The 210-nt window shown below is 62.4% G+C and carries 1 pseudogene; it reads right to left on the bottom strand.

Annotated elements, in window-relative coordinates:
• A pseudogene (locus PA598K_RS35335) lies at positions 1 to 210 on the bottom strand (alanine racemase); the annotation flags it as partial.

The raw sequence follows: 210 nt of genomic DNA on the forward strand, positions 1-210 counted from the left end.
GTCACCATGAGCTCCGCTTCCCTGTGCAGTGCTGCGAGTCGTCTTAGCTTGTCTTCACCCACAATAGGATAAGCAATCAACAGATCGCGGATGCCCGCAGCCGCTAACGCTTCGGCCTCCGACAGCTTGGCCGTCGTGATGCCCACTGCGCCTGCAGCCAGCTGCCGCCGGGCAATGGCGGCCGACTTGTGCGATTTGCTATGCGGCCGG

Source organism: Paenibacillus sp. 598K (genome assembly GCF_003851045.1).
Taxonomy (GTDB): domain Bacteria; phylum Bacillota; class Bacilli; order Paenibacillales; family Paenibacillaceae; genus Paenibacillus_D.